We start from the raw sequence: 26,048 nt of genomic DNA, 5'->3' as shown, positions 1-26,048 counted from the left end.
CATTATACCCCAACAATATCACGAAAAATGATATTGTCAGGGCATAAATATAAATGTTATAACGCTTTTCTGTATTTTGGCATCAACCAGAATGCCAACGCAGGAAGTATCAGTAATGCACCTAACATATTCAAAACAAACATGAAGGCAAGTAAGATACCCATATCAGCCTGGAATTGTAAATCACTGAACATCCAGGTTCCTACTCCAACAGCCAAGGTGATTGCTGTAAAGAAAACAGCTTTACCGGTTAATCTCAAAGTTGTGTAATAAGCATCATAGAGACTCTTTCCTTCTTTGAGGAATCCTTGGAGTTTACTAAAGATGTAAATTCCGTAATCCACTCCGATACCAACACCTAAAGCCACGACCGGCAAGGTGTTAACCTTTAGTCCAATACCCATAAATGCCATTAATGCATAAGCCAGGAAAGAAACTAATGCTAGCGGGATTACAATTGTAAGTGTGCCATATACAGATCTGAAAGTTAATAGACACAATACAATAATTGCAGCATAGACCAAAATCAGCATTGGCATTTGAGCTGCTTTTACAACATCATTTGTTGAAGCCATTACACCAACATTACCGGTTGCCAAACGGAAACGAACTTCCCCTTCTGCAAGCTCATCCAAGTGAGTTTGTTTTTTAGGGTTATTGGTCTTAAATGTTTCAATAACGCTACTTAATGAATCCATATCAGCTTTTGAATTGGCATCAAAACCACTGACAGAGTCTCCAATTGCAGATAGTTTTATTGGAGTCTCATCTCCCAAGGCGTTGATTGCAGTGATTAGATTATTGACAGAGGCACTATCATTTCTATCAAAGGCATAAACTGAATCTACAGCTTCTGTAAGGTTTTTATCAACTTTTGGAGGGTAAGCTTCACGATACTCATCCACTGCCGCAACAACTCGGGAAATAGTTGAGGCTTTATGATCTTCAGTAAAAATCATCACCGGCATTGCACTACAATCCTTGTTTAATAACCCGGTATCTGTCTCGATTCCGGATAAACTTTGCCTCATAACAAATTGATTTCTCGATAATGTTTTCCACTTCGGACTACCTTCATTCCATCCTGCTGTAATCACTTTAGCATATTGAGAAAGAGTTATTACTTTTTGAACACCTTCAACATTTTGCATGTGCCATGCGAAACGATCGATATTTTCCATTGCTTTATAACTCTCGGTACAGGCATTACCACTTGATTCTGCAATCACACTAATCATGTCAACACCTAATGAAAACTCACTACTAATTGTTTGAGCATCGAGATTATATTTTGCATCCGGTCTTAATTCAGGAACACCAGCTTGAGAATCACCAATTTGCATTTCCTGAGATTTCATATAACCGAAATAAAATAAACCAATTAATACAAGTACGGAAAGTGTAGCCAGAGGATTCTTTGCAAATCCGGCAATGGCTTTCCAAAAGCTTGAGTCGCTATTTTTCTTATCAAGGCATTTTTGGCAAAACTTACTAAAATTCGCTGTGTTTATAGTTGATAAAAGAATAGGCATCAAAATCAAGTTGGTAATAATAATCAACGCCACACCTATTGTTGCTGTAATTGCTAATTCCTGAATGATGCGAATATCAATAAAGTAAATTGTTGCAAATCCGATTGTATCAGAAAGTAAAGCAATAATTCCGGGTGCTAATAATATTGCAAAAGTCGCTCTCGCCGCATGATCTCCGTCCCATTCGCCATGTGGATGGGCGATAATTTGATCAGTCCACGTCGAAATCATTTGTACTCCATGACTGACGCCTATTGCAAATATCAAAAAAGGTGTGAGGATATTCATCGGATCGATTCCGAATCCAAGTAGTTTTAGAGTCCCTAATTGCCATATCACTGCAACCACAGAACAAATAAGTGGATAAATCGTCAGTTTAATACTTCCGGAATACCAGAATAACAACACAGCAGTTATTAAAATTGCCAAACCAAAGAAGTAAACGACCGATTTTGCTCCATTTGATATATCACCAACAATTTTAGCAAATCCAATAACATGAATAACCTCTTCATTTCCTTTTTCGTGTTTCTTACGAATTTCTTCAAGTTGCTCGGCGACTCTTTGATAGTTGATTTTTTCATGAGATACCGGATCTTCTTCCAGTAGTTCAGCCCATACCATCGCACCGTTAAAATTCTCTGCAACCAATCGACCGACAACACCTGCTTTAACGATATTTCCTTTGACTAAATCGAACATCGCAGGAGTTGGAGTAAAGTCAGACGGTATTACATTACCACCGGCGAAACCATCCTCAACAACTTCAACAAATCTGACATTTGGTGTAAAGATAGACGTTACACTTGCGGGAGAGACACCTTTAATTGAGAAAACATCATCTGTTACCGCTTCAAGCGTTCTGAAAAAGCTTGGAGTGAACATATCACTGCCATCTTGTGTCATAACAGCGATAAGTAGTCTGTTAGCTCCTCCAAATTCAGACTCATAATCCATGAATGTCTTCATGTATTCATGCTGAAGAGGTAGTTGCTTTTTAAAACCTGCATCAACTTTTAATTGGCTAGCAAAAAAGCCCATAGCAACTGTAACTAATACCAATAATAGGATTATTAGTTTTTTATTGTTGAAGATGAGATTTTGTAAAAAAACCATCGTTTTTGAATAATTTTCACTCATAATTTCATCACCTAAATTGTTTTGTGCTAATACCGTTTTCGCCAATAAAAATCAGTATATTACCTTTTACAGATAACACATCTGCGTAATCACCATCGCTACTTGGAAGTTCTACTTTTGATAAACTCAAATTTTTATACTGCAAAGCCGCACCGTTTGCTCCAACCAACAATATTTTATTGTTTATTGTATGCTCTGACCCAAATAAACTATCATGAATTGGCGACTCAATTTGCTCGAATGTATCTCCAAAATCCGAAGTCACTAAGACATTTCCTCTCAGACCATAGGTTATAATTTCGTTCCCAAACAATATGGCACCAAACATTGAGCCGGAATATGGTAAATCGAGACTTTCCCAGTTATTACCTGAGTCAAAACTACGATATGCTTTACCGGATTCTGCTACGACAAAATACTTAAATTCATCAACTTTAATAATTTTGTTTAAATGATAGTCTTCATCTTCTGAGATCAAACCATCATTCCAATTTTTTCCACCATCATAGGTTGTTAAATACGTTCCGTATGCACCAACAGCGAATCCTTCACTTTCGTTTATAAACAACACATCAAGCAAAGGCATTTCACGCTCAACATCTTCAAATTGTTTAGTCCAAGTTTGTCCATTGTCTGAGCTGTGTATAATGGTAGTATCATGGCCCACTGCCCAGATATTACTACCAATCATGGAAACTGCCGTTAAGGTTGCTCTTGTGGGAACTCCTTCTGCTTGTATCCATGTACTTCCGTAGTCTTCGCTTAAAGCAACATGACCTCTCTCACCTACGGCTGCAACAGTCGTGCCATTGTTTTTAATTCCCAAATACAAAGATTTTTCAAATTTAGGCATTCTCTCTGATGTTACTGTTTCCTCTCCCACAGATACAGTCGCTATCATTAATAGTATTAGATTTAATATTAACTTATTAAATTTTCGGATTTTCATAATGTTTCCCACTTCTGAATAAAGTGATTATATCAAGATATTTAATAAATAAAAGGCTGAATAATTCAGCCTTTTATTTAACTCTAAACATGACTCATGCTAAGGAGTTATCTACGACCACGACTTCTTAATGCTTGTGGTGAGTAGTTTGATTCACTTAGAGGAGAGTTGAATGTGTTAACAGGATCTTTATTATCCAGACCTACTGCAACATAACGACCGGATCTCAAATCGTGATGAGTTTCAACTGTTGACCAAAATGTTGGAACATCATAATAATTGATACAATGAGCTTCTGAAAAACGCCAGATTTCTCCTCTCCGATCATAGTGATCAATCAACATGATTTGATAACTATCTTCATCGAGGTAGAAAGTTCTTCTGGAATTAATGTGACGAACACCTTCTTTAAGAGTGGCATCAACGATGTAAACTCTGTGAAGTTCATAACGCATGAGATCAGCATTCAAATGGCCCGGTTGAACTATTTCAGAATAGTCTAAATCACCACTATGAACTTTATAGGAGTTGTAAGGGATATACATTTCTTTCTTACCAACAACTTTCCAGTCAAAACGATCCATCGCACCATTAAACATGTCTGTCATGTCATTAGTTCTTAATCCATCAGATGCAGTACCTGGATTATCATACGCAACGTTAGGAGCACGTCTTACACGTCTTTGACCCGGATTATAAATCCATGCTTGTCTAGGTGTTTCTTTTTGATTCATAGTCTCGTGAACCAATAGAATTCTTCCCGCCAAACGAGCTGGAGACTCTACAACTTGATAGAAATAAAGCAAGATGTTATCAATATCTGCAATTGTGTTGCCTTCAGCATAATATTTACCCAAAAGTTCTTCTTTAAGTCTTACTAAAGTGTACTGTCCTGTAGCTGTTGGAGCAACCTGATTGTTGTATCTAACTCCGCCTGAACCTTTGTATTTGAGTTTGTGATTCCACATTAATTCATAAGCATTTTGTGGATTCGGAAATGGAAAACCTTCCGCAACATCGGATACACCTTCACCATCATCTAGCAACTTACCTGTCTTCCCATTTTCAACTGTTTTATCATAGATACGTTGAGGAAAAGAAGCTGATCTTCTGGATTGATAGACATTCATTTTGTAGGTTTCAGGATATTTTTCAAACATCGCTTTTTGACCGACAGAAAGATTGTCTTCATAATCCTTATAATTGCTCGAGTCTATCGTAAATAGAACTTTATCACCTGCAAATGGATCTTGATGGTGATCACCAGGCTTGTAGCTTGAGGGTGGCTGAGTAATTCCACCAGTCCATGCTGGAATTGTTCCGGCTGCGTTGCCTGCTCTTTCAGCACCTACAGGTGTTTTAGCACCTGAAGAAGAATTCATTTTATACTCTTCTTGTTTTGGTTTAGCTTGAGCAGCCAATCTCGCAGCTTCCGCCTTAGCAGCAGCTTCTGCAGCTTTTTTCTCTGCTTCAGCTTTTGCTGCAGCTTCTTCGGCTAATCTTTCAGCTTCCGCCTTAGCAGCGTCTTCAGCGGCTTTCATTTCAGCTTCTTTTGCTGTTGCAAGTTTTTCTGCCTCAGCTTGTGCAGCTTCTGCTGCCGCTTTTTTATTAGCTTCAGTTTCTGCTGCTAATTTCTCAGCTTCTGCTTGAGCTGCTTTTTCAGCTGCTTTTTTCTTAGCAGCGGCTTCAGCTGCAATTCTTTGAGCTTCTGCTTTTGCTGCTTCTGCTGCTGCTTTTTTCTCTGCTTCAGCTTGAGCCGCAGCTTCCGCAGCTTGTCTTTCTGCCTCAGCTTGGGCAGCTTCTTCTGCCGCTTTTGCTTCAGCAGCCAGTTTTTCAGCTTCTTCTAAAGCAGCTTTCTCAGCCTCCGCACCACATTTCTCTTCACCACATTTGCTTTCAGAGCTATCTCCACATTTTGATTCTGAAGATTCTCCACATTTACTCTCAGAAGTGTCACCACACTTTTCATTACCACATTTCGAAGTATTTTCGGTAACAGTTGGTTCAGCAACAGTCTTAGTGTCTTCGGGTTTAGAACATGCAACAACTAACAAGGATGTTAGAACTACAACTAATGTTTTTTTAACTAAATTCATATTTGTCCCCTATGCTATTTATTAAAATGAATATTTAACATTCAATGACACAAAATCCCTGTCATGTATCATGTTATGAATACCGCCTCCGAAATATGAGGTATAACTTAAATCAGCACCCCATTTTTCCAGATACACAGCACCCAGTCCTAATGTGACAGATTTACTGCCTTCAATAAAATTACCACCCGGTCCAGGAGTTGTTCCTTTTACATCATGATTAAATGCAAGTCTTGGTGATAAATTCACTGGCAATCCAAAAGCATTATTATAATCAAATCTGGTAACTAAACGATAACCCCATGAGAAAGGTGTTGCGAAAAACTCTTCGGGTTCTGTAACAGGATTCACACTCGTTCCACCAGTCAATGCTCCCGCACCGCCACCAGTGTCAGTACCCGGACCATTATATCTCAGCACGCTTGGGTCTGGTAAATCCCACACATTGGTAAAGCCAACTTCTCCCAATACGACAATTTGATCGGCTTTAAATGGATTGTTTGGTCCAAAAAGTTTAGTCGCGGTGAATTGTAACTGACTCACTTCATGTCTTTCCCAGCCTTGAATCATTTCACCCGGATTATATTGACCCAATTGTGATACAAATCTATTATACGGTGCTGGAATCAAAGTATTTAATGGGGTCAATGCAGCAATTAATACTTCCACATCATCAATCTGAAGAGGTACGTTTGGACGATAAGAGTACTCACCCTGCAATGACAGTCCTAGACTATTGATTGTGGTATTAAAGCTCAAACCATACATTTCGATATCTTCAGGATACTCTGTAAAGTATGTGCCAGTATTAGGGCTTGGAGAAGGTCTTTCAGGAGTAACCGGAGCTAGAGCTACACCACTAATTAATGGCAATCTCGAATGATAATTTAGATAATATAAACCAAACTCTGTATCATTGAGTTCAGGTGAAAAATATTTAAATGAAACACCATATTGCCCATGATCACTTGCTCCGGGCACCACACTCCGTTGAATTGAATAATTCTCGACATTACCCGCAATCTGTGCGTACAAATTTCTTGCAGCTTCAGTTGGAGCGAATGCAGCAATTTGCTGAAGTCTTGCTAAATCTGTATATTCAGGAACAATGCCGAACCCTAACATTACGTACTCAGCACCTGGAGTTGCAAAGTCATTTGTTGAAAAATAAGTACCCATAGGATCCGGGTCTGTTTGCTCAAATTCAAGCATATACATTGCTTCCATTGATAAGTTTTCAGTGATTCCAAATGAACCATAAACCATATCAATAGGTAAGAACGCTTCTTTTAACTCCGCACCAGCCACACGAATTTTAGAAACGTCAACTGGATTAATAACATTGATGCCTTGTTGGATGAAAGTACTCTCGCCCCAACTCACAACCTGACGACCTAATCTGATTGTTGCAGGTTGCTCACCTAGATTGAAATCTTTATAAACATACGCATCTAACAAACGAGTTTTATGCCCAACAAATTCTCTGGCAGTTTCAGATAAACCTTCTTTTGAATCATTGGTAAAATCATAAAACGATGTTCCTCGGAAGAATCCACCAAAACTTTTATAGCTAAATCCAAACTCGGTGGTTAATTTCAAAGCATTGGAAATTTTATCACCTTTGTCATAATTCAAATTTCCATTATCCGAGTTAATTGACCAACGTCCCGGTGCAGCTGCTCTTTCTTGAACCGTTGAAGGTCTTCCTTCTTCAATGTTCGACCCAACCAACTCATTCAAATTGGCTTTTCCCACGAGACTTTCATCGCGCTCTTCAACTCTAACCGCAACACCATAAGATACAGTCGTGTCCCAACTCGCAGAAAACTCTCCATTATTGAAACTGACTGCTCCAGCAAAAGATGACAAACCTAACGAGGAAGACAGTATCGCCAATTTTAAAGCTCTGCTTAATTTGTTCTGTTTAATATTTTTCATCATTAATCTCCTCATTATTGACCTTGAACCACAGATGTATCAGTAACTACAACTGTTGTACCTGCTGTAACAACCATGCTTGCCATTTGAGATTGCATTTCAACCGTTGCTGCAAATGAGGCTGTCGGGTCTAACAAACTACCATGGTCACCTGCTGTAAATCTCACAACTCCATCTAACCCTTCAGGATTAGCTGTTGTTGATGAAATTGCCGGCAATCCCATTGCTGCAATGATTGGCTCAGTACCTGAAAGCGGTGCTCCCGGCACAGTGTTTGTAATCACTTGGTCTCCTAAAACCTCGTGGAATAAAATATTATTATTGGCTGCAGTTAACGGCGCATAATTAATTGGATCACCTGCATCAATAACTGTTTGAGTGATTGTCATAAATTGCTCATATAATGCTGTTCCCGGAGTTAAGCCCGCAGCCTGAAGCCCTGCTCTGATTCTTGGACCAAATGCCGGAGAACCATCCAGTAACTTGGCAATTCCGCCACCACCAACTGAAAGCACACCGGTAGTTACGTTTTCTTCTAAGGCAAGATACATCGTTCCTGTTATCGAACCTAATGATTGTGAAACAAATGCAACTCTTGAACCATCAAAATCAGGTAAACCATCACCTGTGTAATCCATAAATGGAATGGTGTCAGTCAATGTAAACAAATCAGCTACACCTTGTCTGACATTGTCACGAGATACCAACAAGTTTGCCAGATTAATAAAGTGAGTTGCTGAACCATCTATTATGCCATCAGAACCAGCTGTTCCTGTTGCATTATCTACAAAATCCAAATCAAAGGTTCTTTCCCTTGCTAATGCTGCAAGTGGATTATCTCCACCTACATAAAACGGATTAGTTGTATCAGTAACTCCATGTAATGCCAAATCTTGAGCTATGACTGCATATCCAACTGAAGCCATTGTATCTGCAATTGCCAACATATCTGTTCTGTTACGAGTAATTCCATGTTGAAATATCACAATCGGCCAACCGGATTCAGGTTTAGTATGCCCACTATTTGCATTTGGTACTGTCATGATAACCGGATAGGTTTCAACACCGGTAGCCACTGGATAAGGATTAGCCAAAGTTAGATGTGTTGAAGTTGGATCCAGTCCAAATTGATTGAATGGCGGAACATAAGCGCCCGGTGCTGCTTTCCAGAAACTGTTTAATGGAGCTGTTGGATTTTCAGCTGAAGGAGCAGACAAATAATATGGACTGCTTTGAATACCTACATAAATATCTGCAATACCCGCTCCACCGATTGCGCTGGTATTCAATCCTGAATTAAACAACATACTTGCTCCAGGACCACTCACTGCATAAGCAGCTTGCAACACAGGAGTAATAGATTGAGTTGTCATAACCCATGATACAACAATGTCATCAGGATTGATTCCCATTGAAGAAGCAGCGTATTCTTGTGAATTAACTAGCTGTCTCAATGGCTCCAAAGCTTGAGCTGACGCAGTAGGAAGTAAAGGGTCTGTACTGTTTCCATTAGCATCAACTAAAGGACTGGTTCTTTTTGCAATAAAGTATGTCTGATCAGGAGTTGCGATATTTCCATTATTATCTGTTATCCCATTTGTAATCACAGCCATGTAACTGCTGCTCTGTTTCAAAGCTTTAAGAGGAACAATCGCGACGCTGGTTCCACTCGCCGCAGCAACGAAATCAACTCCTGCCTGTAATTCTGCAACAATACCAGTCACTCCGCCACCGGGGCCTGTTAAAGACACTTGAAAAACTCTGACACTTTGTCCTGGTGTTACTGATGCCGGTGCTACATTCGCTGAGAATGAAGCTGCCCAAGGCGCAACTGTTGAAAATCCATCCAAGGCATTCAATGCTACTGCGGGATCACTGTAATCCGTTGGATCTGCAACAGGAACATTTAATGTTAAATCGGTAGTACCACTTAATACTAAATTTGTAGGAAATGGTAATTCGCCACCGGAAGGATTAAAAATTGCAGTAATCACTGCTGTTACCGGATCTCCGCCGGGATTAGTGGCAGGTCCTGTTTCTACAGCTCTTGGAGCATTTGATGAACTGCTACAAGCCTGTAAAACCACAATTGAAATAATTGTAATAATTAAATATTTTAGACGCATTCTAAGGTCCCCTGATTAAAACACTCACTATCATAATTTTTTCTTGGGTATAATTACAAGCATTAATGTTAAATTTTAGTTATTTAAGGAACATATAATATGATTTTTGCCATTGCTTCCTCAACTGGTCATTGCAACAGTTCATTCATTTTAACTGCTGGTGAAAGAAAATCCAAGGTTTCTCTGGGTCTGTTGTTTAAACGAGAAGCAACATCGTTTAATTGCTTTTGTGTATAACCTCCCAAGTCAGTTTTCTTTGGAAAAAAGTCTCTCAGCAATCTGTTTGTATTTTCATTTGAACCTCTTTGCCAAGGGCTGTGAGGATCACAAAAATACACATCCATGTCGGTTGCCATACTAAACTTCTTGTGTGCTTTCAGTTCTGAACCCCTGTCCCAAGTTAGACTTTTCCTTAATAACCTTGGAAACTTCATCATTTGCTTCGATATCGCTTTAACAACCGTTTCCGTTTCTTTACCTGTGACCTTGGCAAGAACTACAAATCGGGTTTGTCTTTCAACGATTGTTGCAATAAAACTGTTATTGCCACCTTGAATCAAATCTCCCTCCCAGTGTCCCGGTATCGCTCTGTCTTCAACTTCAGTAGGTCTTTGGGAAATTGATACCATATCCGGAATTTGTCCTCTTAAACCACCTTTGTGATTTTTTGCCCTGCGAGTTTTTCGCCTGCTTCTGAGATAGGACTTCATCTCTTTGCGAAACAGCCCTCTGCTTTGAATATAAAGACTTTTGTATATTGTTTCATGTGATACTTGCATCTTTGGGTTATCAGGGTATGTCAATTTTAACCATGCTGATATTTGCTGTGGTGACCAGTAGTCTTTCAGCTTTGTTTTTATCAGCTCCCGAAGCTCATTATACTTGAGAAATAAGTATTCTTTTGGGCGTCTTGCTCTCCTGTAAGCCATTTTATCAGCTTTAACAGCTCTGTATCTTGCCGTACCACCATTACGTTTGATCTCTCTGCAAATGGTTGATGGCGAACGATTCAGATTTCTTGCAAGTTCACGAATACCTAGTCCGTTGACGAGCCCTCGTGATATTTCTTCACGTTCAGAAATGGATAAATGATTAGTATTTCTCTTTCTGTTGTATGGCTTGATTCCACCATGATAAAACAAAAGAGATTTGACACTATAAGTTCGGATGTTTAGTATCCTGCTTATATCAATCATTGCTATTCCTTGTTTCCAATAGTTCCAGATGATTTCTTTTTGATTTGTTGTTAATACTTTACCTGCCATTATCTTGCTCCAAAATATATAGTTTAATACATAATGTTGCAATGACCAGTTGAGGAAGCAATGCAAAAGAATAACCTGTTGATAATTTTTTTCACCCTTATATTAGCACTCATAATCTATACATCAGAGCTTTCAAATATACAGTCTCACACGTTATTTATTACACTTATAACTGCAATGTTGTGGGTGACTGAAAAACTTCCAATCCCTGTCAGTTCCTTAATACCATTGGCAACATTTCCCTTGTTTGGAATTCTTTCAAGCAAACAAGTCGCACAATCATACGGAAGTCCGCTAATCCTTTTATTACTTGGTGGGTTTATGCTTTCTACCGCAATGTCACAAACTCATACCCATCGTTATATTGCCAATAAAGTCATCGGATTTATCGGTACACAATCTCAAACAAGATTATTGTTAAGTTTTATGCTTACTGCGGCATTACTGAGTATGTGGATTTCAAATACAGCAACAACACTAATGCTATTACCAATTGCTTTAGCTATTGTTGAAAATAATTCCTGCAAAAAGTTTTCAACAATTTTATTATTAGGCATAGCCTACTCAGCAAGCATTGGAGGAATAGCAACTCCTATTGGGACACCACCAAATTTAATTTTAATTCAAACACTCCAAAACTCCGGACAACCGGATATTGGATTTATTAACTGGATGAAACAAGTTGCTCCGGTTCTCTTTATAATTTTACCTGTGACTTATCTGTATCTGCGGTTATTTATCAGTAATAAAGCTATTGATTATGATTTAAAGAAGTTGAGCATCACATCTTCTCAAAAGAAAATTCTTATCTTATTCTTAATCACAGCGATCTTATGGATGACACGAGTTGAACCATTTGGAGGTTGGAGAGAGTTATTCAACTTTCCTACGGCCAATGATGCATCAGTCGCCTTGTTGGCAGTTGTTGTGTTATTCACACTCGGTGATGATAAAGGCCAGAAAATAATGGACTGGGAAGCTGTGAATAAAATCCCTTGGGGAATACTTTTGTTATTTGCCGGTGGAATAACGATTGCAACAGCATTTCAAGAAACAGGTCTGAGCCATTTAATTGCAAGTAAGCTAACCTTTTTAAATGATTATCCGATTTGGTTAATCGTGGGAATAATATGTATTTCGGTTTCCTTCCTAACCGAGATTACTAGCAACACTGCAACAACCGCAGTATTGATGCCTATTTTGCTTTCAACAGCAGAGGCTATTAATGTCAATCCGATTATATTGATGCTTCCTGCAACTATTAGTGCCAGCTTCGCTTTTATGATGCCTGTTGCCACAGCTCCCAATGCAATTATTTTCAGTAGTGGCAAAGTCCCAATAAAAGAAATGATAAAAACAGGTATTGGACTAAACCTTATTGGTGCCTTGATTTTGACTGTATATTTTTCAATAACTCAATAGTTGCTTGAAAATATATTTTTACAAAAGTAATATTGGATTTTTCATCTTTTAAATATATATGGATAGGAAGCTGGAATTACTGGCTTGGACTCAAAACGTATTATCTGACAGTGAATGTTACATAAAACCGGCATCCAGTGATGCCAGCTTTAGAAGTTACTGGAGAGTCTTTTCAAAATCTCAAACCTATATAGTCATGGATGCTCCGGTTGAGCACGAAGATTGTAAACCATTTATCAAGGTTGCAAAACTACTGGAAAAAAGCGGAGTCAACGTCCCAAAAGTTTTAGCGAAGAATCTTGAGGATGGTTTTTTACTACTATCCGATTTGGGAACTGTTCAATACCTTTCTAAATTGGATGATGAAAATTTTGAATCTTTGTACTCTGATGCCATCATCTCATTACATAAAATACAGGCGAGCACTTCTACCAATGACCTGCCCTGCTATGATGATGAGCTATTAAAATTTGAATTGAGCCTATTTCACGATTGGTTTATTGGTCGTCACCTTGATGTTGAACTAACCGATGAACAGAGCCATACATTAAATGAATGTTATGAATTATTGACAAAAAATGCTCTGGAGCAACCTCAGACATTTGTTCATCGAGATTATCATAGTCGCAATTTAATGAAAACCAAAGAGAACAACCCCGGCATTATCGACTTTCAGGATGCTGTGATTGGTCCCGTTACTTATGATTTGGTTTCCCTGCTTAGAGATTGTTATATTTCATGGAACCCTCAATGGGTTTATGAGACTGCTGATAAATTCCGCAATATTTATAACGAATCGAATCAGACAGATATTTCCGAAGATCAATGGAGAAGATGGTTTGACCTCATGGGTATTCAAAGACATCTTAAGGCAATCGGAATCTTTTGCCGCCTCAATTATCGTGATAACAAACCCCAATACCTTAAGGACATTAACCGGACTCTTTGCTATGTGAAGTCAGTTTGTAATGTTTATCCTGAGCTTGAACAATTCTTGCAATTGATTAACAATATTTCTCCAAGCATAGAAACTATATGCGAGCAATAATTCTCGCTGCAGGTAAAGGTGAAAGAATGAGACCTCTCACTTTGGTCAAACCCAAGCCATTACTTGAAGTTTGTGGCAAATCACTTATTGAGCATCATATCGAAAACCTCAAGCATGCCGGAATTACCGACATTGTTATAAATGTCAGTTGGTTGGCTCAACAAATTATGCAAAAACTGGGTAGTGGCGAAAACTACGGAGTCAAAATTAGATATTCCTACGAGGGTGAAGAACCCTTGGAAACAGGAGGTGGAATTCTTAAAGCTCTGCCATTATTAAATGAAGAACCATTTTTGGTCGTAAACGGCGACATCAAGACTGATTTTCCATTCGAAAAACTATTAAATAAGGACTTAAATTCTCTCGCTCATCTCATCCTTGTCAACAATCCTCCACATAATTCTAGCGGTGATTTTTCTATCAATGATGATGAATCACTCAATCACATATCTGCGTCATCAAATAAATATACATACAGCGGCATTGGAATTTATACACCTGAATTATTAAAAAATTTGCAAGCCGGAACATTTTCAATTACTCCTATTCTTAAGCAAAAAATGCAGAATTCAGAAGTTACCGGCGAGCTATATGAAGGTCAATGGGATGATATTGGAAAGATAGAAAGACTATTAGAAATCAATAGCAAATGTAAAAAAAACTAAAAAAGCAACCTCAATTTAAAACATTCGTTTGAATTTTATTCAATAGTGTGATATTTTTTCATGCGTTTTGGGGGAGACAAAAACACATCAATTATACTAACAAATTATGTCACCTCCCAAACTTCCATAAAAAATCAAAAGAGAGGAGCATAAATGAAATTAAAATTATTACCGGCTTTGTCGCTGGCAATTGCATCATTAGCGAACGCTAATAACCTGTACAACAAACAACTTGCAGGACCACCTGAAGAATTTGATTTGATGCGTCCGGTTCAACCTGAACAGACAGCCATCACTTCAAAAACTGCTTTAATACCTGTTAGTTTGACTGAAACCAAATCAGGAAACTGGTATTGGGACTCACAACTTGCGGTTGATGATTCCAACTTTGAATTACTGGTTTTCTCAAACGGTTCGAAAAACTGGCAAATTGAACTTGTTGACCCTGTTACAAAACAAGTACATGTTGCAGAAGATATTGCCCGAGACAGATCATTTAACAAATACGGAATGGATAGAAATAACTATCCGGCGGATAAATACGATTTTCAAAACGTAAATAAGGGTCATTGGAATCTTCGCATTCGTACTATTGGAGAGCCGGAACAATTTGACGGTTATGTTTTACTTTCCAGTGAAAGCAAATACAAACTGAACTCATACAAAACGAATCTGGATCAAATCAAAGGTCACAATATTCACTTTGTAACACAAAGCACAACCAATGAAGATACCATCGAAGCCTTAAAAGACTTTAAGCCTATCTCTTCAGCGACTATGGTTGTCACACATCCAAATGGTTTGAAATCGACTTATGAAATGTTTGATGACGGACTTCATGGTGATTTGAATGCGAATGATGGTTTATTTGGCGGTGATTTCAAAGCAGAGTTAGCCGGTGATTATAATGTTCAAATCAAAGCAATGGGAACGAACCCTGATGGCTCACCATTTTTCCGTACAACCGAACATTATGTTCCTGTTATTGAACAATCAATTGCATTAAACGCAACCAAAGCTTCTGCATTCACTATCAATGACAATCGCTTAAACATCAGTTTGAATGTACAAAACAACTCTAAATCATTGGATAATCGTTACAGAATTATCGCTGAAGTGTGGGGTAACAACGATAAAGGGGTTATGACACCTGTTTCTTGGGTGAGTACAATCACAACTGTTGTAAAAGACCAATTGAACGTGGAATTAGATGGGCGTTGGTTGGCTATGGCAAAAGCTCAAGGTTCTTTTGAGTTAAGAAATCTGAGAATTGAAGATGCCAATCATTTCATTCCATTAGTCAGTTCTGACTCCATGGAAATGAAGGTGGCTACATTGCCAAAATCTGCAACAAAATCATTCAACGGACAAATCACTGAAGAAATGCTGATGGGACAACGTCCTGTTATGAAAAGCAATACCAAAGCCGGTGGCAAATTGTTATTGGTTCATGGCTATTGTTCGAGCGATGTGTGGGGACCGAGACAATCTCAGTTTTCAAATTCAGCCGTTTTTTATGATTTAAACCAAAATCGTTCTCATGATGCTTTTGCTCAAAGAATCAGAGATTTTGGTGCACAATTCAGTTCATTTGGTATAGTGGCTCACTCTCAAGGTGGTGCAGCCAGTTTGCACTTATACACTTATTACTGGAGTGGTTTGGATTATTCAACAGGAAGTCGCATGATTCAATCAGTTGGAACTCCATATCAAGGAACTCCTTTAGCAGGCAACCTGGCAGCACTTGGTGATGTGTTTGGTGTAGGTTGTGGAACAAACTCGAACTTAACAACTTCAGGTGCATCATCATGGCTCAGCGGCATTCCAACTTGGGCAAGAAATGAGGTTCACTATTATACCACTTCATTTGAGACCAAATGGTGGAGATATGATTATTGCAGCATGGGCACAGATGTTTTCCTTAGCGATCCTGAAGATGGTGTGATTGAAAAATCTCGTGGTCAATTAAGTGGTGGCAATAACAAAGGTCACAAAACTGGTTGGTGTCATTCCAGTGATATGCGTGATCCGGCTCAAACTGCTGACAGCAGCAGAAACTCAACCATGAGCTCTTACGCAAAAAGATAAGAATCATCATCTTTTTAGTACCAAGGGCTTTCAATCGAAAGCCCTTTTTTTGTAAATCAATTTTAACCTGTTATAATTCACCGCCTGTAACCAATAAGGCATTTTGCTGAATGAAAGACATTTGGATTCCTCATGTAACCGTCGCTACAATTGTCGAAAAAGACAACAAGTTTCTCATGGTTGAAGAAAGTTTGCATGGACAAAAACTACTAAATCAACCAGCCGGACATCTTGATAAAGGTGAAACTTTGGTTGAAGCGGCTATCAGAGAAACTTTGGAAGAAAGTGCCTGGAAAGTTGAAATTACGCATCTGGTAGAATTTTCTCAATGGACTTCACCTAACAGTGATACACACTTCTTACGTGCCTGCTTTGCGGGGAAACCATTAGAACACTTTCCTAATCAGGAATTGGATGAAGGAATCATCCGCAGTTTATGGCTCACTCGTGACGAGGTGGAAGAAAACTCTCACAGGCTCAGAAGTCCTCTGGTTTTACATCATATTGATCATTACCTGAAAGGTAAAAAATATGATTTGGATTTTTTTAGTTATTACGATTGATGACATCAAAAGAAAAAATAATTGTGGGTATGTCAGGCGGAGTTGATTCTTCCGTTAGTGTCGCATTGCTTCAACAGCAAGGGTATGATGTTGAAGGCATGTTTATGAAAAATTGGGAAGAAGACGACACATTAGAAACATGCAGTGCTGATGATGATGTAAAGGATGCACAGTCAGTTGCAGATAAACTTGGCGTTAAACTACATCTGAGGAACTTCGCCTCAGAATATTGGGACAATGTTTTTGAAGATTTCCTGCAAGAATATCGTATTGGTCGCACTCCCAACCCAGACATTTTATGTAACAAGGAAATCAAGTTTAAAACCTTTCTGGAAAGCGCTCAGGACTTAGGTGCCAATTTCATGGCGACCGGTCATTATGTCGATAAAGATTTTCATGATGGGAAATACCGATTATTGAAAGGAAAAGATCAAAATAAAGACCAAAGTTATTTTCTTTACACAATCACCCAGGAACAACTCGCCTACTCTATTTTTCCTTTGGGTAAAATTGAAAAATCAGTGGTTCGGGATGTTGCTCAATCACTTGATTTAATTGTTCATGACAAAAAAGACTCTGTGGGAATTTGTTTTATCGGCGAGAAAAACTTTCAAAATTTTCTTTCTCATTATCTCAAGCACAACCCCGGAAATATCATTGATGAAAACAACAGAGTGATTGGCAAACACGATGGTCTCATGTATTACACCATTGGACAAAGACAAGGTTTAGGCATTGGTGGCGTCAAAGATGCTCCTCAACTACCTTGGTTTGTTGCTGCAAAAAACCATCATGAAAACAGCTTAATTGCTGTTCAATCCGGTGATAATCCGTTACTACTTTCAAGTGAACTTGTTGCCGATAAATTAAATTGGATTTCCGGAGAAGAACCAACTTTTCCTCTCAAATGCAAAGCCAAAACACGTTATCGTCAATCGGATCAATCTTGTACTCTTGAAAAAGTAGGTTCTGACACAATTAAAGTAACCTTTGATACACCACAAAGAGCTGTCACTCCCGGACAATCGGTTGTGTTTTATGATGGTGAAGTTTGCCTAGGTGGTGGTATAATTCAGTACACAGATACACTCAATGAGAAATGTGAGTTTTGGAAGTCAAAAAAATAGTATGAGAAATAAAACCATAGCATTAGCAGGAATTTGCCAGGCAGCCTATTTTGCCAACGAACTGGCATCAACGGGAAAAGTAAGAGACTTGAATGGTTTTGAAGCGAGTCTGAACAGCCTGTATGTTATTGATTGTGATGACATTAGTGAAATCTACTCGAATGATTTAAACAATTTGACAACCGGGCTAAGAACATTAACTTATGCTTTTAATCGTGATAGTGATTATTTGACCGTTTTACGTTATACATTGACTCTCATAACATTAGAAAGGAAACTCAACAAGCACAGCGAGTATCTCAACGCTATCAGCAAAGGACTCAATGAGTCCAGAACACTACAAACTCAAGAAGACCCTTTTTCAATACCGGTACTAACAAAACTGGCAAATATTTACAGTTCAACGATCAGTCTGTTGCAACCAAGAATTATTCTCAACGGAAAACCGGAACACCTCAAACAAACTGTAATTACTGAAAAAATCAGAGCTATACTTCTAGCAGGAATTCGTTCTGCTGTTTTATGGTCACAAATGGGCGGAACTCAATGGCAGCTATTGTTCAAACGCAAAGCCTTGATTGAAGAAGCTGAAAAACTTAAAAGAGGTAGTATTTAAACTACCACTTTTCTATCTCAAACCCTCATTCAAAGCATCAAGAACCGCAGACCCCGGACACAAATCTTCTTTAGTTAATGAATTTAACGATTCATCCACACTATGAATCATTTCGTGAGTATCCGTTGTATTTTCGTTCAGATATATCAAACCGGTGAGAATTTTATTCTCTTCACGTATAGCTTCAATAGCATTCATTGCTTCTCTTTTAGTTCCCAGATTGTAATCGTTTTCATTCTTTTGCAAAATGAGTCGGCTGCCATCATGAAGTGTCACTTCTTTGCTTGTTCCTTCAGGGTGAATGATTTTTAATTCCTGACGCGGTGGTACAAAATCAATTGTTCCCGTCGCTTCTAAGTGATCACGAACATATTCATAACCTTTAGTCGATTGCGGTGTGTTATTAAACGTCACGCATGGAGAAATGACATCAATAAAAGCAAATCCATTATGTTCAATAGCTCCTTTGATCAGTGGAATCAGTTGTTTTTTATCTCCAGAAAATCCTCTGGCAACGTACCCTGCTCCCAGTTGTAGAGCCAGTTGGCATAAATCAATGGAAGAAAACTGGTTAGCAACTCCTTTTTTTGTTTTTGAACCCACATCTGCGGTAGCAGAATCCTGCCCTTTGGTTAAACCATAACAACCATTGTTCATGACGATATAAATCATATTCAGATTTCTGCGAACCACATGTGCGAATTGCCCCATACCGATGGATGCGGTATCGCCATCACCGGAAACTCCAATATATTGCAAATTTCTATTTGCCATATTAGCTCCGGTAGTAATTGACGGCATTCTTCCATGGACTGAATTAAAGCCGTGAGCCTTACCAAGATAATAAGCAGGTGTTTTAGAAGAACATCCAATCCCTGAAGTTTTTGCAATTTTATGGGGCTCGATATTCATCTCGAAATAGGAACGAGCAATTGCTGCACTAATAGAGTCATGCCCGCATCCGGCGCACAAAGTTGAAATAACACCTTCGTAATTACGCATGGTGTATCCCAGTTCATTGACCTCCGAATCAGGATGTCTGAAATTCGATTTCAAATAACTCATTGAACCACCTTTAGACTATCTTTGTTTTTAAGTTTTGCCAGTATTTCTTCTGCAATATATTGGGCGGTTATCGGCATCCCGTCAATATTTAATACTGAGATGAATTTTGTCGGAGCAACTTGTAGTTCATTGACCAATAATGATTTCATTTGCGCATCACGATTCTGCTCAACAACAAATATTGTAGAATGGGATTTTACGAATTTTTCAACTTCTTCACCAAACGGAAAAGATTTAATCCGCATTTCATCCAATTGACAATCTTGTTGCTTCAACAAATCATCTGCCTCATTTACTGCAAAAGAACTGGTGCCGTAATAGATAATTCCCATATCATTACCATGTTCAATTATTTCAGCCTTTGGAACTAATTTTTTTGCCGTTTCCCACTTGATTAGTAAACGCTCCATTCCACGAGCATAGACAGTTCCATCTTCAGTATAAACAGCATATTCATCATGGGATGAACCACGAGTAAAATAAGAACCTTTCATCGGATGAGTCCCTGGAATAGTACGGTATGGAATACCATCGCCATCGACATCCAAATAGCGTCCCCATCGCTCTTTCATGTTTTCCAAATCATCATAATTCAGAACTTTGCCCCGGTCATATACCTGTGAATCATCCCAAGTTATTTTATCTGTCATATGGACATTCATGCCCAAATCCAAATCGCTTAGCATAATCACCGGAGTTTGTAATCGTTCTGCCAAGTTCAAACCAATTCCTGCCATTTCAAAACATTCAGTTGGGGTTGATGGAATTAATAACACGTTTTTAGTATCACCGTGGGAAGCGTAAGCAGCAGAAATAATATCAGACTGTTGAGTCCTGGTCGGCATTCCTGTGCTCGGTCCTGAGCGCTGAATATCTGCCAGAAAAACAGGCACTTCAGAAAAATAAGCCAAACCTAAGAATTCGCTCATTAATGACAAACCCGGACCTGATGTTGCCGTAAATGCTCTCGCTCCATTCCATGATGCGCCAATGACAATTCCAATCGCAGCCAATTCATCTTCTGCTTGAATAATTGCGAATTTATTCTTCCCGGTCTTTTCATCAATACGAAATTTATGGCAATATTTTTCAAAAGCCTCAATAACAGATGTCGAAGGTGTAATTGGATACCATCCAACAATCGTTACACCGGCATATAATGCTCCCAATGCCAATGCACTATTACCGTCAATCATAATTTGATCACCAACCAAATCACGACGATGGATTCTCAAATCACACACACTTTGATAATGTTCTTTGGCGTAATCATAGCCTAACTTCAAAGCATTGATATTAGGTTCAATTAACTTTTGTTTTTTAGCAAATTGAGTTTTGATAGACTCTTCAAAAACACTAAAGTCCATATCAAACAAATATGCCAATGCACCGACATAAATAATGTTTTTAAAAATTTGTCTGAGTCTGGGGTCTTGATAATTATTATTGCATATCTCAGTTAACGGAACTCCAATCTCTGTAATATCATCACGAGATAAATTTGAAGGTAGCGGTTTTGATGAGTCATAAAAAAAGTAACCACCACTTTCCAGTTCATTATAATCTTTAACCAAGGTCTGACCGTTGATTGCAACCACAAAGTCATAACCAGCTCTGCGTCCAAGATAGCCTTTTTCGCTGACACGAACTTCAAACCATGTAGGCAGTCCCTGAATATTTGAAGGAAAAATATTTTTTGCTGAAACCGGAATACCAAGGCGAAAAACAGCTTTAGCAAATAAATTATTCGCCGAAGCTGAACCGGAACCATTTATATTTGCAAAGAGTATTACGAAATCATTCGTTGCGGAAATTTTCTTCATTTAACCACCTGCCTTTGCTTCTTTGTATAAAAATTTACGCATATCCCATGCTCCGGTCGGGCATCTTTCGGCGCATAATCCACAATGTAAACAGACATTTTCGTCTTTTACCATCACTCGTCCTGTCTTGAGTTCAGCAGAAACCATCAAATCCTGCTCAAGATTTCTAGCCGGAATTTTTAGCTTTTCTCTCAGTTGCGGTTCGTCATCATTCTCTATGAAGTTGATACAACTAGTCGGGCAAATATCCTCACAGGAGTCACACTCGATACATCGGTCTTCTTCAAAAACCGTTTGTACATCACAATTCAAACATCTTTGAGTCTCTTTCAAGCCTTGTTCTAAAGTAAAGCCTTTTTCCACTTCAATTTTTAAACTGGATAGAGCTTTATCTTTATCGACATGCTCAACTACATAACGCAAATCATCTGCAATTGAAGCATTATAAAGCCAGTCATGAAATCCCATTTTTTGACTGATTAAAGTTGTACCGGGTTCAGGTCTGGTTCTGGTATCCAACTGATTGCAATACTTATCAATAGAAATTGCCGCCTGGTGTCCGTGTGCTACTGCGGTAATGATATTTTCAGGTCCCCAGGCCGCATCACCACCGACAAAAATATTAGACAGGCTGGTTTGAAAGGTCGTTTTATCAACTTCCGGCATATCCCAATCATTGAATTCAATGCCCAAATCACGTTCAATCCATGGAAATGCATTGAGCTGACCCAAAGCCATTAACACATCGTCACATTCCATAAAAACGTCATCTTCGCCGGTTGGTACTAATGAGCGTTTACCAGTTTCATCATAAACTGCTTTAACCAACTCAAACAGCATTCCAACCAGTTTCCCATTTTCACAAACAAATGCTTTAGGAGTATGGTTTTCATACATTGGCACTCCTTCTTTTTCAGCATCTTCGATTTCCCAGGGAGAGGCTTTCATATCTGCTTTCGGACTACGAACCACTATCCGTACATCTTCACCGCCCAATCTCAATGCCGTTCGACAACAATCCATCGCTGTATTTCCTCCACCGAGCACCAAGACTTTCTTGCCGATTGAGGTTGTGTGTTGAAATGAGACGTTTGCCAACCAGTCTATACCGATATGAATATTAGCATCTGCTTCCGCCCTGCCCTCCAATTTTGGCAAGTCTCTGCCACGAGGAGCACCGGTACCAACGAAAATTGCATCATAATCTTTGGCTAGCATCTCTTTCATGCTATCAACACGATGATTAAAGTGAGTCATTACACCCATATCGAGTACATATCCCAACTCTTCATCTAATACTTGCTCTGGAAGTCTGAACGAAGGAATCTGACTTCGCATAAAACCACCGGCTTTATGTTGTTCATCATACAAATCAATATCATATCCAAGAGGCATTAAATCTCTGGCTACAGTTAAAGATGCAGGACCGCCACCAATCAAAGCAATTTTCTTGCCATTTTTATTTTGAGGAATTTCAGGTAAACGTGATTGAATATCTTGCTTATAATCTGCTGCAACTCTCTTCAGACGACAAATTGCAACAGCTTCTTTTTCAACTCTTCCCCTTCGGCATGCCGGTTCACAAGGTCGATCACAAACTCTGCCAAGAATTCCCGGGAAAACATTTGATTCCCAGTTAATCATGTAAGCATCATCAAATCTTCTTGCACTTATGAGGCGGATATACTCCGGGACAGGAGTATGTGCCGGACATGCATATTGACAATCAACTACTTTGTGAAAGTAGTTAACGTCTTTGACATTGGTTTCTTTCATTCACTTTTCTATCAATTGTTTATGTATTTTTTACAGTTTAGCTTTGTTATTCTTCTCAATCCATTGAATTAATTTTCTGTTTTTTTATGCTAAAAATTTATCGAGATAGCCTAAATACCATGCTGCTCCGGCTGCTGCACCAAGTAATACAAAAATTGTGATTATCCATTTTCCTGCATTGGATTTTGTTGTACCCTCTTGGTTCACTGAAACATTACCTCTGTTTAATGAAGGTTTTGCTGATTGTTTTTGAGGAGCTTCCGGTGCTTTCATCTCCGGTGATTGGATTAAAAACCGGATATTATCCAATTTGATTTCATCACCGACTTTGATTTCAGCTTTTGTCACTTTTTCGCCATTTACATACGTGCCATTTGATGAACCTAAGTCTTCAATTTCCAAACCATTAGCAGTTACAGAAATAACCGCATGTTTTCTGGAAATTCCGTCAACATTGACAAAGATATCATTATCAGAGTGTCTACCTATGCTTGTTTTCCCACGCAAAGGAAATGTTTTCCCAAAATAAACGCCGGAAACACCTCTGATTACGAATTTAGGTAGCGCCATTCTAATTCGGGTGCGGTTATCGTCCTCAGTCTGTTTTTGTTGTGCTTCCAAACGACAATGAACCTGCGCCACAATCATTAAGTCACCTTCCCTGACTTCTTTAGTATCTTTAACCAACTTTCCATTGACCGATACCATGCAAGCAGGATTATCAACATTTACTGAAAAAACTCCATCGTCATTCACTATTCTGGCATGAATCGGACTCACACCCACCGCATCTACCTGTATATCAGCATCTTCTGAACTACCGATAGTAAATTCTCTCCCAATTAACTCAAAATCTTTATGTTCTTTATGAGGAAATACCAATTTCATAACTCTGTCCCGAATATTTAATTCATTTGGCATAATTATATCAAAATAAGCTCTCGGACTTAAAGCTAAATTATTATATTTAGTGCCATTACTCGCTCTAAATGATATAATGCCACGCTTCAAACATACTGGCTGAATTATCGGTGATTTTTATCATTTCACCCGGATTCACTCAGTATCCGATTTATATAAAAATCCTAATATTTCGAGAAATAGTTTATGAAGATTTTAGTAGCGATTAAACGTGTTGTTGATTACAACGTACGTGTACAAGTCAAACCTGATGGTTCAGGAGTTGCTACAGATGGTGTTAAGATGAGTATTAACCCATTTGATGAAATAGCAATTGAAGAAGCCTTAAGAATAAAGGAAGCAGGCAAAGCAGATGAGGTTGTCGTTGTGACCATTGGAGATTCTCAAGCTCAGCAACAATTGAGAACTGCATTAGCAATGGGCGCTGACCGTGCCATCCTAATCGAATCAGATGGTGAAATCCAGTCTTTAAAAGCAGCAACCAGTTTGTTAAATGTCGTTCAATCTGAACAACCCGGTTTAGTTATTATGGGCAAACAAGCTATTGATGACGATAACAATCAAACTCCACAAATGCTAGCAACTTTATGGAAAAGACCTCAGGCGACATTTGTTTCCAAACTGGAAATTAATGGTGAAAAAGCTCTTGCTACCAGAGAAGTTGATGAAGGCTTAGAAACCATTGAAATCAAACTTCCGGCAGTCATTTCAACCGATTTAAGATTAAATGAACCTCGCTTTGTTAAACTCCCTGACATTATGAAAGCAAAGAAAAAACCATTGGACACATTGAATCTTGCGGACACTTTGGGAGATTTCTCAGATAAAGAAATCACAATCGAAAAATTTGAGAGTCCTCAACCCAGAAGCAAAGGAATTATGGTTGAATCAGTCGATGAACTGGTTGCATTACTAAAAGAAAAGGGGCTGGCATAATGAACAAAATACTTATTCTTGCACAACACGATGGAAAAACCATTAATCAAGCTACAGCTAAAGCAGTTGCTGCGGCTGAACAAATTTCAGGCAGTATTGATTTAGTTGTTTTTGCTGATGATATTTCTGGAATTTCAAATGAAGCTACCAAAATTTCAGGGGTGAATTGCGTTCATGCAGTTCAAACAGAAAATCAAAACTGGAAATTGGCGACAGGCATTTCTGCTAAAATTGCTGAACTTGCAAAGGATTACACACATATATTCGGACCATCGACAACACATGGAAAAGATGTAATGCCTTGTGTGGCCGCACTACTCGGTCAGAATCAAATCAGTGATATTATGGAAGTGATTGATGCTAAAACATTTAAGCGTCCAATCTATGCCGGTAATGCTGTGATTACCGTCAAATCAGAACACAATCAAATTGTTGCAACTATTCGCGCAGCGTCATTCAAAGCCGTTGATATGACCAGTGGTTCTGCTTCGATTGAGACCCATACTAATATACAATCGCAGCCGGACTCTTCTTATGTATCTCTTCAATCTGGAAATAGCGAAAGACCTGATTTGCAAACAGCTACGAAGGTTATTTCCGGTGGTCGAGGTGTCGGAAGTAAAGAAAACTTTGAAATCGTCTATGCTTTGGCTGATAAAATGAACGCAGCAACAGGTGCTTCCAGAGCCGCAGTCGATGCCGGTTATGTTCCTAATGATATGCAGGTTGGTCAAACGGGTAAGATTATTTCACCAGATCTTTATATGGCATTCGGTATTAGCGGCGCTATTCAGCATTTAACCGGAATCAAAGATGCCGGAACAATCGTTGCAATTAACAAAGATGCTGACGCTCCTATTTTTGAAGTGGCTGATATTGGCTTGGTTGGTGATTTATTTACGATTATTCCTGAGTTAACTGAAAAATTGTAAGACTTTTATTAATTCGAAAG

Annotated in this window: 19 protein-coding genes; 9 read left to right on the top strand and 10 right to left on the bottom strand. The window is 38.7% G+C overall.

What is annotated here, in order from left to right; all coding sequences use genetic code 11:
* Positions 1 to 56: 56 nt before the first annotated feature.
* From R3F25_09915 to R3F25_09890, 6 genes are all read right to left on the bottom strand, one after another.
* Positions 57 to 2,717 carry an MMPL family transporter gene (locus tag R3F25_09915; protein ID MEZ5497120.1) on the bottom strand — a complete coding sequence of 887 codons (2,661 nt, stop codon included), beginning with the start codon at positions 2,715 to 2,717 and terminating at the stop codon, positions 57 to 59.
* Positions 2,680 to 3,621: a YCF48-related protein gene (locus R3F25_09910; protein ID MEZ5497119.1), complete on the bottom strand. Its 942-nt coding sequence runs from the start codon at positions 3,619 to 3,621 to the stop codon at positions 2,680 to 2,682. The genes R3F25_09915 and R3F25_09910 overlap by 38 nt, the downstream gene beginning before the upstream one ends.
* A gap of 107 nt (positions 3,622 to 3,728) precedes the next feature.
* A complete protein-coding gene (locus tag R3F25_09905) occupies positions 3,729 to 5,717 on the bottom strand; it encodes a DUF1329 domain-containing protein (GenBank protein MEZ5497118.1) in 1,989 nt (662 codons plus the stop codon).
* A gap of 21 nt (positions 5,718 to 5,738) precedes the next feature.
* Complete coding sequence (locus R3F25_09900; GenBank protein MEZ5497117.1) at positions 5,739 to 7,658, bottom strand: DUF1302 domain-containing protein; 1,920 nt, start codon at positions 7,656 to 7,658, stop codon at positions 5,739 to 5,741.
* 11 nt (positions 7,659 to 7,669) lie between these two features.
* Entirely contained in the window at positions 7,670 to 9,781 is a 2,112-nt protein-coding gene (locus tag R3F25_09895) for an Ig-like domain-containing protein (protein ID MEZ5497116.1), read from the bottom strand.
* Positions 9,782 to 9,909: 128 nt separating this feature from the next.
* Positions 9,910 to 11,046: an IS30 family transposase gene (locus R3F25_09890; GenBank protein ID MEZ5497115.1), complete on the bottom strand. Its 1,137-nt coding sequence runs from the start codon at positions 11,044 to 11,046 to the stop codon at positions 9,910 to 9,912.
* A gap of 60 nt (positions 11,047 to 11,106) precedes the next feature.
* On the opposite strand from R3F25_09890, the gene R3F25_09885 reads away from it, so the two are divergent.
* The 7 genes from R3F25_09885 to hflD all read left to right on the top strand — a co-directional run bounded on the left by R3F25_09885 (position 11,107) and on the right by hflD (position 18,575).
* Positions 11,107 to 12,468 carry an SLC13 family permease gene (locus tag R3F25_09885; GenBank protein MEZ5497114.1) on the top strand — a complete coding sequence of 454 codons (1,362 nt, stop codon included), beginning with the start codon at positions 11,107 to 11,109 and terminating at the stop codon, positions 12,466 to 12,468.
* Between the two features lie 58 nt (positions 12,469 to 12,526).
* Positions 12,527 to 13,516 (top strand): phosphotransferase, encoded by a 990-nt coding sequence (locus R3F25_09880; protein MEZ5497113.1) that lies wholly within the window; start codon positions 12,527 to 12,529, stop codon positions 13,514 to 13,516.
* Complete coding sequence (locus R3F25_09875; GenBank protein ID MEZ5497112.1) at positions 13,504 to 14,181, top strand: nucleotidyltransferase family protein; 678 nt, start codon at positions 13,504 to 13,506, stop codon at positions 14,179 to 14,181. The genes R3F25_09880 and R3F25_09875 overlap by 13 nt, the downstream gene beginning before the upstream one ends.
* 153 nt (positions 14,182 to 14,334) lie before the next feature.
* On the top strand, positions 14,335 to 16,269 hold the full coding sequence (locus R3F25_09870) for a choice-of-anchor X domain-containing protein (GenBank protein MEZ5497111.1): 1,935 nt from the start codon (positions 14,335 to 14,337) through the stop codon (positions 16,267 to 16,269).
* A 110-nt stretch (positions 16,270 to 16,379) separates the two neighbouring features.
* Positions 16,380 to 16,832: an NUDIX hydrolase gene (locus R3F25_09865; GenBank protein ID MEZ5497110.1), complete on the top strand. Its 453-nt coding sequence runs from the start codon at positions 16,380 to 16,382 to the stop codon at positions 16,830 to 16,832.
* Positions 16,832 to 17,959 carry a tRNA 2-thiouridine(34) synthase MnmA gene (gene mnmA / locus R3F25_09860; protein ID MEZ5497109.1) on the top strand — a complete coding sequence of 376 codons (1,128 nt, stop codon included), beginning with the start codon at positions 16,832 to 16,834 and terminating at the stop codon, positions 17,957 to 17,959. The genes R3F25_09865 and mnmA overlap by 1 nt, the downstream gene beginning before the upstream one ends.
* A 1-nt stretch (position 17,960) precedes the next feature.
* Entirely contained in the window at positions 17,961 to 18,575 is a 615-nt protein-coding gene (gene hflD, locus R3F25_09855) for a high frequency lysogenization protein HflD (protein ID MEZ5497108.1), read from the top strand.
* A gap of 12 nt (positions 18,576 to 18,587) precedes the next feature.
* On the opposite strand, the gene R3F25_09850 is transcribed toward hflD, so the two are convergent.
* The 4 genes from R3F25_09850 to R3F25_09835 form a co-directional block, all read right to left on the bottom strand.
* Positions 18,588 to 19,640, bottom strand: a complete 1,053-nt coding sequence (locus R3F25_09850) for a 2-oxoacid:ferredoxin oxidoreductase subunit beta (protein ID MEZ5497107.1) — start codon at positions 19,638 to 19,640, stop codon at positions 18,588 to 18,590.
* A complete protein-coding gene (locus R3F25_09845; protein MEZ5497106.1) occupies positions 19,637 to 21,463 on the bottom strand; it encodes a 2-oxoacid:acceptor oxidoreductase subunit alpha in 1,827 nt (608 codons plus the stop codon). Before R3F25_09845 ends, R3F25_09850 begins: the two co-directional genes overlap by 4 nt.
* Positions 21,464 to 23,239 carry an FAD-dependent oxidoreductase gene (locus R3F25_09840; GenBank protein ID MEZ5497105.1) on the bottom strand — a complete coding sequence of 592 codons (1,776 nt, stop codon included), beginning with the start codon at positions 23,237 to 23,239 and terminating at the stop codon, positions 21,464 to 21,466.
* An 84-nt stretch (positions 23,240 to 23,323) separates the two neighbouring features.
* Entirely contained in the window at positions 23,324 to 24,127 is an 804-nt protein-coding gene (locus R3F25_09835; GenBank protein ID MEZ5497104.1) for an FHA domain-containing protein, read from the bottom strand.
* A gap of 219 nt (positions 24,128 to 24,346) precedes the next feature.
* Here R3F25_09835 and R3F25_09830 point away from each other — a divergent pair, with 219 nt between their 5' ends.
* Positions 24,347 to 25,096, top strand: coding sequence for an electron transfer flavoprotein subunit beta/FixA family protein (locus R3F25_09830; GenBank protein MEZ5497103.1), 750 nt, complete (start codon positions 24,347 to 24,349; stop codon positions 25,094 to 25,096).
* On the top strand, positions 25,096 to 26,028 hold the full coding sequence (locus tag R3F25_09825) for an FAD-binding protein (protein MEZ5497102.1): 933 nt from the start codon (positions 25,096 to 25,098) through the stop codon (positions 26,026 to 26,028). Before R3F25_09830 ends, R3F25_09825 begins: the two co-directional genes overlap by 1 nt.
* The last annotated feature ends 20 nt before the right edge of the window (positions 26,029 to 26,048 follow it).

Source organism: Gammaproteobacteria bacterium (assembly GCA_041395445.1).
In the GTDB taxonomy this organism is placed as follows: domain Bacteria; phylum Pseudomonadota; class Gammaproteobacteria; order Xanthomonadales; family Marinicellaceae; genus NORP309.
The sequence above is the reverse complement of the archived record's forward strand: the minus strand, read 5'-3'. Positions and strand labels throughout refer to the sequence as shown.